Source organism: Parafrankia sp. BMG5.11 (genome assembly GCF_004337455.1).
In genome coordinates, this window is the sequence record NZ_SJXI01000116.1 from 1 (window position 1) to 8,790 (window position 8,790).

5 protein-coding genes are annotated in these 8,790 nt (G+C 74.0%); 1 reads left to right on the forward strand and 4 read right to left on the reverse strand.

Features of this window, described 5'->3' with window-relative positions; genetic code table 11:
• The 4 genes from E0504_RS53865 to E0504_RS45705 form a co-directional block, all read right to left on the reverse strand.
• A partial coding sequence (locus E0504_RS53865; protein ID WP_131627604.1) for a type I polyketide synthase occupies positions 1-5,274 on the reverse strand: 5,274 nt, incomplete at its 3' end.
• Positions 5,275-5,832: 558 nt separating this feature from the next.
• Positions 5,833-6,264: a VOC family protein gene (locus E0504_RS45695; protein ID WP_071059936.1), complete on the reverse strand. Its 432-nt coding sequence runs from the start codon at positions 6,262-6,264 to the stop codon at positions 5,833-5,835.
• 49 nt (positions 6,265-6,313) lie between these two features.
• Positions 6,314-6,742 (reverse strand): helix-turn-helix domain-containing protein, encoded by a 429-nt coding sequence (locus E0504_RS45700; RefSeq protein ID WP_112108688.1) that lies wholly within the window; start codon positions 6,740-6,742, stop codon positions 6,314-6,316.
• 98 nt (positions 6,743-6,840) lie between these two features.
• Positions 6,841-7,842, reverse strand: coding sequence for an LLM class flavin-dependent oxidoreductase (locus tag E0504_RS45705; protein ID WP_235014800.1), 1,002 nt, complete (start codon positions 7,840-7,842; stop codon positions 6,841-6,843).
• Positions 7,843-8,301: 459 nt separating this feature from the next.
• Between E0504_RS45705 and E0504_RS45710 the strand changes: the two genes are divergently transcribed.
• On the forward strand, positions 8,302-8,691 hold the full coding sequence (locus E0504_RS45710) for a hypothetical protein (RefSeq protein ID WP_243657936.1): 390 nt from the start codon (positions 8,302-8,304) through the stop codon (positions 8,689-8,691).
• The last annotated feature ends 99 nt before the right edge of the window (positions 8,692-8,790 follow it).

Sequence of the window (8,790 nt, forward strand, 5' to 3'; positions counted from 1 at the left end):
CGGAAACTCCGACACCGCGTCGGTGCCCTCCGCCAGCAGCCGCCACAGCTCTGCCGGCGAGTCCACCCCGCCGGGCAGGCGACATCCCATGCCGACGATCACGATCGGGTCGTCCCCGGCCGCGCCGTGCGGGCCGGGTGCCGGCGTCACGTGATTCCCGGCGAAGGCCGGTTCCGCCACCCCGGCCGGTGCCGGGTCGCCGTCGGGGCCGCCGGGGAGCTCGGCGGCCAGGTACCCGGCGAGGGCGGTCGACGTCGGATGGTCGAAGACCACGGTGGTGGGCAGCCGCAGCCCGGTGCGCTCAGCCAGCCGCGCCCGCAGTTGGACGGCGGTCAGCGAGGTGGACCCGAGATCGACGAAGGCCCGGTCGGCGGGGATCTGGTCGGCGGCGTCGTACCCGAGGACGGCGGCGGTCTCGGCCCGCACCAGGTCGAGCAGGAACCGTCGCCACTCGGCCGTGCGCATCGTGGCCCGGCGCCCGAGCAGCGCCGCCGGCCCGTCGCCGCCGCGGTCACCGGCCTCCCCGCCGGCGACCGGTCCACCTGCGGGTCCCGTGGACGGGTCGGAAGGGTTCAGGACGGCGCGGACCTCCGGCAGGTCGCCGAGCAGCGGGCTGGGGCGGGCGGCGGTGAAGGCCGGGGCGAACCGGGCCCAGTCGACGTCGGCGACGGTCAGGCACCGCTCGTCACCCATTGCCTCCGCCAGCACGGCGACCGCCTCGTCCGGCGGCATGGGAACCAGCCCGCGGTCTTGGAGGTGGCCCGCGATCGCGGGATCGACGGCCATCCCGCCCTCCGCCCACGGCCCCCACGCGAGCGCCGTGCCGGCCAGCCCGCGCGCGCCGCGGTACTCGGCCATCGCGTCGAGGTAGGCGTTGCCCGCGCTGTACCCGCACTGGCCGCCGCTGCCCCAGGTGCCGGCGACGGAGGAGAACAGCACGAAGGCGTCCAGCGGCCGGTCGCCGACCAGTTCGTCGAGGACCCGGGCGCCCGCGGCCTTGCCCGCGAGCACCTCGGCGAGCTCGGCGACGTCCACGTCCTGCAGCGGTGTGAACCCGCCGGCGACGCCCGCGGCGTGGACTACGGCGGTCAGCGGGCAGTCCGCCGGTATGGCCGCCAGCACCTCCGCCAGCGCGTCGCCGTCCGCCGCGTCGCACGCGGCCACGGTCGTCGCCGCGCCGCGCCGGGCCAGGTCGGCGACGAGTTCGGGCACGCCCGGGGCCGCCGCGCCCCGACGGCTGGTCAGAACCAGCCGGGCCGCCCCGGCATCCGCGCACCACCGTGCGACGGCCGCGCCGAGCGCCCCCGTCCCACCGGTGATCAGCACCGTTCCGCGCGGACGCCACCCGCCACCGGCGCTGTCGCTGTCGGTGTCGGTGTCGGTGCGGGCCGTTCGGGCCGGTGCGAGCCGGCGGCCGAACACGCCCGACGGGCGGATCGCCACCTGGTCCTCGCCCGGCCCGCCCTCGAGCACGGCCGCGAGCCGGTCGGCCGCCGTCCCGTCGACGGCCGGGGGAAGGTCGACCAGACCGCCCCACCGGCGTGGCAGCTCCAGCGCGGCCACCCGCCCCGCGCCCCACACCTGCGCCTGCGGTGGGCTCGTCACCGCGTCGGCTCCGCCGATCGACACCGCCCCCTGCGTCACGCACCACAGCGGCGCCGCGACCCCGGCGTCGCCGAGGGCCTGCACCAGGGCCAGCGTGCCCGCCAGGCCCCGGGTGACCGGCTGACGGCCGGGCAGCTCCCGGACATCCAGCGCGAGCAGGGACAGCACCCCCGCCAGCGGGACATGCAGCGAGGTGAGCCGGGCGGCCAGCGTGCTGCGGTCGACACCGGCGGCGGGGTCCACCTCGAACCGGACGACCTCGGCGTCCCTGCCCTCAAGACCCCGGACGCAGCTCTCGACGCAGGCGCCGACACCGTCCTCCGCGGTCAGATCGGCGGGAATCACCACCAGCCACCGGCCGGGCCCCGCGGCCTTCGCGGCCTTCGCCGTGGACACCGGCGTCCAGGTGACCCGGTACCGGCGGTCGCCGGGCCGCCGGCCCGGCGTCGCGCCGCCCGCGGTGGCAGGCTCGCCCGCGGTGCCCGCAGTGCCCGCGGTGGGCGCGTTCGCGGTGGCGAGGTGGTCACCAAGCCAGAAGCGGCGGTGCTGGAACGGGTAGGTCGGCAGATCGACCCGGCGCACGCCGGCGAAGAACGCCGCCCAGTCGACGTCGGCGCCAGCCATCCACAGCCTGCCCACGGCCCGGGCCAGCGCGGGCTGCTCCGCCTGGTCACGGCGCAGGCTCGGGACGAACACGGCGTCGGAGCCGGCCGGGAGGCAGTCCTGCCCCATGCCGCAGAGCACCGCGTCCGGGCCGATCTCCAGGAAGGTCCGCACGCCCCGCTCGTGCAGCCGGTCGACGCCGTCGCGGAACCGCACCGCGGCCCGGACCTGGCGCACCCAGTACTCTGCCGAGCACAGCTCGTCGGAAGCGACGATCGCGCCGGTGACGTTGGAGACGACCGGGACGGCCGGCGCCCGGAAGGTCACACCGTGGGCGACCCTGCGGAACTCCTCGAGCATGCCGTCCATGTGCGCGGAGTGGAACGCGTGCGAGACCCGCAGGCGGGTCGCCGTTCCGCCGCGGGCGCGCCACCGCTGCGCGATCTCCTCGACCGGGCGCAGGTCTCCGGAGACGACCACCGACTCCGGTCCGTTGACCGCCGCGACGTCCACCGCTCCCGACGCGGAACCGGACGCGGCCGCCGCGCGCGCACCCAACTCGGCGATCAGCTCACGGGCCTGCTCCTCCGACGCCCGCAGCGAGACCATCGCGCCGCCGGTCGGCATCGCCTGCATCAGCCGGCCGCGCGCGGCGACCAGCGCGCAGGCGTCGTCCAGGTCGAACACGCCGGCCACGTGCGCGGCCACCAGCTCGCCGACAGAGTGCCCGAGCAGCGCGTCCGGCCGCACGCCCCAGGACTCCAGCAGGCGGAACAGCGCCACCTCGAGCGCGAACAGCGCCGGCTGGGTGAACTCGGTGCGCTCCAGCGCCGCGTCCGGGAGCGGGCCGGCGAACACGACGTCCCGCAGCGGCCGGGGAAGATGCCGGTCGAGGCGGGCGGTGACCGCGTCGAACGCCTCGGTGAACACCGGGAACCGGCCGTGCAGCGACCGGCCCATCCCCGGGCGCTGGGAGCCCTGGCCGCTGAAGAGGAACGCGAGCCGGTCGGTCTGGCGGTCCGGGCGTGCGGAGCCGCGGATCAGTGCCGCCGACGGTTCGCCCCGCACCAGCGCGCCGAGGCCGCGCAGCATGCCCTCCCGGTCGCCGGCGACGACGGCCGCGCGGTGCGCCAGCGCCGCGCGCCCCACCGCCAGCGACCAGCCGACATCGGCCAGGCCCGGCCGAGGCTCGCTCTCGACCCGGGCCGCCAGGCGGGCGGCCTGCTCGCGCAGCGCCGGCTCCGACCCGGCCGACAGCAGCCACGGAAGCTCCTCGCCCGCCGGGGGATCGCCCCCGGGCGGGTCACCCGCAGCCTGGTCACCGCCGCCGGCATTCGGTCCGGCCTGGTCGAGCCCGGCCTGGTCGAGCCAGGATGGAACCGGCTCGGCGCGGGGGGCGTCCTCGATGATGACGTGGGCGTTCGTGCCGCTGACCCCGAAGGCGGAGACACCGGCCCGGCGGACGCCGTTTCCGCGCGGCCAGGCCACCGGCTCGGTCAGCAGGCGCACGTGCCCGGCCGACCAGTCCACCCGGGCCGAAGGCTCGTCCACGTGCAGGGTGCGCGGGAGCACGCCGTGCCGCAGCGCCAGCACCATCTTGATCACGCCGCCGACCCCCGCCGCCCCGACGGTGTGCCCGACGTTCGACTTCAACGAGCCCAGCCACAGCGGCCGGTCGGCCGGCCGGTCCTGCCCGTAGGCGGCGATGACCGCCTGGGCCTCGATCGGGTCACCCAGCCTGGTCCCGGTGCCGTGCGCCTCCACGACGTCCACGTCGGACGGCGAGACGCCCGCGCTCGCCAGCGCCGCCCGGATGACCCGCCGCTGCGCCAGCCCGTTGGGCGCGGTCAGCCCGTTGGACGCGCCGTCGGAGTTGACCGCGCTGCCGCGCAGCACCGCCAGCGCCGCGCGCCCGTGGCGGCGCGCGGCGGAGAGCCGTTCCAGCAGCACCACGGCCGCGCCCTCGGCCCAGCCGGTGCCGTCGGCGGCGTCCGCGAACGACTTGCAGCGGCCGTCCGGCGCCAGGCCCTGTTGACGGCTGAACTCCACCAGGACGTCCGGGGTGGCCATCACCGTGGCCCCGCCGGCCAGCGCCAGGGTGCACTCGCCGGCGCGCAGGGCCTGCGCCGCCAGGTGCATGGCCGTCAGCGACGACGAGCACGCCGTGTCGATCGTCATCGCGGGGCCCTCGAGCCCCAGGGTGTAGGCGACCCGGCCCGAGGCGACACTGGGCAGGGTTCCGCTCATCAGGTGGCCCTCGACGCCGGGCGGGGCCGTCCGCCAGGGCGGGCTGTAGTCCGCGACGGGGAGGCCGGTGTAGACGCCGGTCCGGCTGCCGCGCAGGGAGAGCGGGTCGATGCCGGCCCGCTCGAACGCCTCCCAGGAGACCTCGAGCAGCAGCCGCTGCTGCGGGTCCATCGCCAGCGCCTCCCGCGGCGAGATCCCGAAGAAGGCCGCGTCGAAGCCCGCGACGTCGTCCAGGAAGCCGCCCTGGGTCGTGTAGAAGGTGCCGGAGCGGCGCGGATCGGGATCGAAGTGGGTGGCCAGGTCCCAGCCGCGGTCCGCGGGGATGTCGACGACGGCGTCGCGGCCCTCGGCGACCAACCGCCAGAGATCCTCCGGGCTACGCACCCCTCCGGGGAACCGGCAGGCCATGGCCACGATCACGATCGGGTCGTCCGGCGGCGCGGCCGAGGCCGACGGCGCCCGCGAAGCCGGCAGGTCCGAAGGGTCCGGCCCGACCGGAGGCGGAACCGGGTGGTCCGGTACGTCGAGAACCCGTGTCCTGAGATGGTCGGCGAGACGCGCCGGGGACGGATGGTCGAACAGAAGCGTGGCGGGCAGTGCCAGGCCGAGCTCGCCGCCCAGGGCGTCCCGGAAACCGGCCGTGCTTCCTCCACCGAGCCCCAGCCGGACGAACGGCGTCCGCGGGTCGAACGGGCCGTGCCCGTCGCCCACGGCCCGGCGCACCTGCTGGAGTACCAGGTCGAGCAGAAGCCGGTGCTGTTCGGCCTCGGGCAGCCCGGTGAGGGCCTCCCGCCAGGTGGGGTGTTCGTGTCCCGCCAACGCTTCTCCCGTGCAGGTCGGGGCCCCGCGAGGACATCACCGTGCGCTGGAATCCACCCGCGGATCCATGGCGCGCCACTCGATGAATCACCCGCGGCTACCGAAGGAAAGGACCGGCGCGAACACCCTTCCCCCAGTCGGGACCGGAAGGGTTTCGCCGCGCGTTTTACGCGGGTAAAAGCCCAGGTAGTCGCCCTGAAGCGCCTGCCGCGCGGTGCGGCGGAACACCGCGGGTAGCGTGCCTTCCGGCTATTCCTCGACCGGCGGACTCATACCCGCGCCCGGTCCCCCGCTTCGTGCCTGGCCCGACAGTCTGGACGGACATCCCAGCCCAATCATGTTCGGAAGAACGATCACGTCGTGTTCGAACCGGCCCGCGCGGAACCGCGGGCCACGAGCAAGGAGGGCATCACTTCGAGGGAGAATAGGCACGCTACGGCGGATACCGCAAGCAAGTTCGCGCACTGTTACGCCCGCAGTCATGGGGAGCGCCCGCGAACCCGGTGTTCACCGTGTCCGGATCACCCGACCTGCCTCCCGGGTCCGGAGCCGGCCGACTCAGGTCCGGTCGGGCGAGAACTCGAGGACCTGCGTGAGCCGGATGTTGTTGCCGGACGGGTCACGGAAGGACGTGTCGATGCCGTAGGGCTGCCTGGTCGGCGGGTCGTTGAACTCCACCCCTCGGGCGCGCAGCTCGTCGTGGGAGGCCTGGCAGTCGTCGGTCTCGAGGAACAGCGTCCCGCCGGCGCCCTTGGCCACCAGCTCCGCGAGCTGGCCGCTGGTCGACACGTCGAACATCGGCGGCTTCGGGATCGACATGAGCACCAGCCCCACGTCCTGCTGGCCGGACGGGCCGACCACCAGCCAGCGGAATCCCCATTCACTCATGGTGACGTCCGACCGGACCTCCCAGCCGAGCGTCCTCGTGTAGAAGGCGAGCGCCTCCTCCTGGTCGTGCACCCAGAACTGCGCGTTGGCGATCCTGATCACCGCTGTCTCCTCGGCTCGGTCGGCTGCGCGGAAGAACGCGCCGGCGACGCTACGCGCGGGCGGTGACCTCGGCTTCTCCGAACGTGCGGTTGTGTGGGCGGCCGTAGGCACGGGCGACGCAGTCCGGGATCCGGATGTGGCGGCGCGCGGGCGGGAACGCCGCCCGGTAGGCACCTGGCGACATTCCGAACACACACCGGAATCGGGTGGTGAAGGATCCGACACTCGTCAGGCCGACCGCGAAGCAGATCTCGGTCACGCTTCGGTCGGTGTTGCGCAGCAGCACCGCGGCGCGCTCGAGCCGGCGGGTCAGCAGGTACTGGTGCGGCGGCTCACCGAAGGCCCGCCGGAACTCCCGGCTGAAGTGGGCCGGCGACAGACTGGCGGCGCGCGCCAGGTCCGCCACCGTGAGCGGCTCGCAGTAGCGGGCGTCGGCGAGATCCTTCGCCCGCAGCAGGTGGCGGGCCGGCGGCACCATGCACCGCAGTATCGCCGACGCCGGGACGCAGCCGGCCGCGGAGCCCAGGCCGCGTCGCGCGGCCCACGGAGCGCAGGCACCGGGACGCGGGGCGGTGGTCATCTGAGGAAGGGCAGCACCTTGTCGGTGAACAGGGTCAGGCAACGCCAGCCCTCGGCGATCGGCAGGCCGCCGCAGAGCGCGTGGATGGCGAACCCGGCGTGCTGGCCGTGGGCGAGCGCCTGCTCCGGGGTCAGGATCTGGTAGGTCCCCTCCGCCCTCAGCTCCGCCACAGTGGTCGCGCTCGACCGGTGGGCGGAGCGGACGTCCGGCGTCTGCCAGGCCGAATAGGTCACCGCCTCGTGGAGCAGGTGGTGCCCGAGGGTCGCCCACGCCTCGTCCGGATCCTCGTGGATGAACATCATCGTCACCCCCGGCCCCGGCATGCGGCAGCGTGCCTCGACGCCGCTGGCCGCGCACTGCTCGTGGTAGTAGGACGCGATGTCGGGAAGGTGCCCCGCCGGCGCGAACGGCAGGTCGAACCGGATCGCCCGGCGTGCGGACACCTTCGAGCTGCCACCGATCATCACCGGCGGGTGCGGCTGGGTGAACGGCCTCGGCGTGACCCGCACCGTGGTCCCCCGGTGGTCGAAGGGCTCGCCGGTCCATGCCTTGAGGAGCGTGTCGACGCACTCGTCCATCAGCGCCCCGCGACGCGCCCAGTCCTTGCCGTGGGCGGCGTACTCGGACGGGCGGTAGCCCACACCGAGGACGACGCTCAGCCGCCCGCCGGACGCCAGGTCGAGGACAGCGATGTCCTCGGCGACCCGGATGGGATCGTGCAACGGCAGCAGGAGGGCGGCGATCGAGACCGGGAGGCGGGAGCACCGGCCGAGGACAAGTCCCGCCAGGGCAAGCGGCGCGGGGCTCCAGCCGTTGTCGACGCCGTGATGCTCCTCGAGATTGACCAGGTCGAAGCCGTGTTCCTCCACGTGCGCGCACATCTCGAGAGCGGCCTGGTGCCGGGCCGACATCTCGCTGGGGTCCAGACCGGGCTGGGTCAGGTTCAGCCGTAGCGCCAACATGTCCGTCTCCTCGTCGGTGAGGTATGCGGTGGTCATCCCACCGGTCGACTTTTGCCCTGTAACGCGCGGCACGTCAACTCCCCGCCGTGGCCGGCCGCGGTGGGCTCCGGTCGCTCCGCCGCCGGGACGTGATCATCGATTGACACCGGAACAGGAGTGAGCGCATACTTTGTGATTCGATGCCCGGGCGAGAATCGCGACGGCGGGAACTGCACACGTATCCGTCCAGTGGTCATCGGCATTTTGACCGGACAGATAGCCCCTACCTACGACGCGATAAGGTATTTCACTATGGGCTGTCGTCCCTTTGCTTTGAGTAATCGCAGAATCGTCGGTCTGTCGAGCCGGCTCGGCGCGATGGTCGTTGCCGTCATCATGTTCGCGGGCTGCTCCAGCGATTCGGGCGGTAGTGCCTCACCCGAATCGACGTCGCTGACTTCGAGCCCATCCCCCGTGGTCGGGACGAGCCGGCCGCCGTCGCCTTCGCCAGCGCCGGTGCCGACGCCGCTGCCGACCTCCGCGTACCCGCCACTTGCCGGCTTCGGTGAGGTGCACGACATCGGCAAGGTGGTCGGCATTTCCGACGGCCCCGATGGCACCGTGCTGAGCCTCGACCGGTCGGAGTACGTCCTCTGTACCCCGCAGTCCGGCGACGCGGAAACCTGCCTCGACGGATACCGCATCGACGACGTCGAGGGCGGGACGCTGGACTACGTGGTGACGCCGACGGTCAGGGTCGTTCTTCCGGTGCGGCCCGAGGAGTACGAGACCGGTGACCTCGCGGACCTGCGGGAGTTCGTCGCCGCCCGTCCGTCCAGCCTGATGATCCTGCGGCTTGACGCGGGAGGACGCGTGATGGCCGTCGGCCAGCCCTGGCTTCCGTGACCTCGCCGGACCGGCTGTTCCAGCCCGTCCGGTCCCGACCGAACTCCGGAGCCGGGGCCCATGGCCCCGGAGCCACCTAAGAGCGTGTCTCAGGTGGGG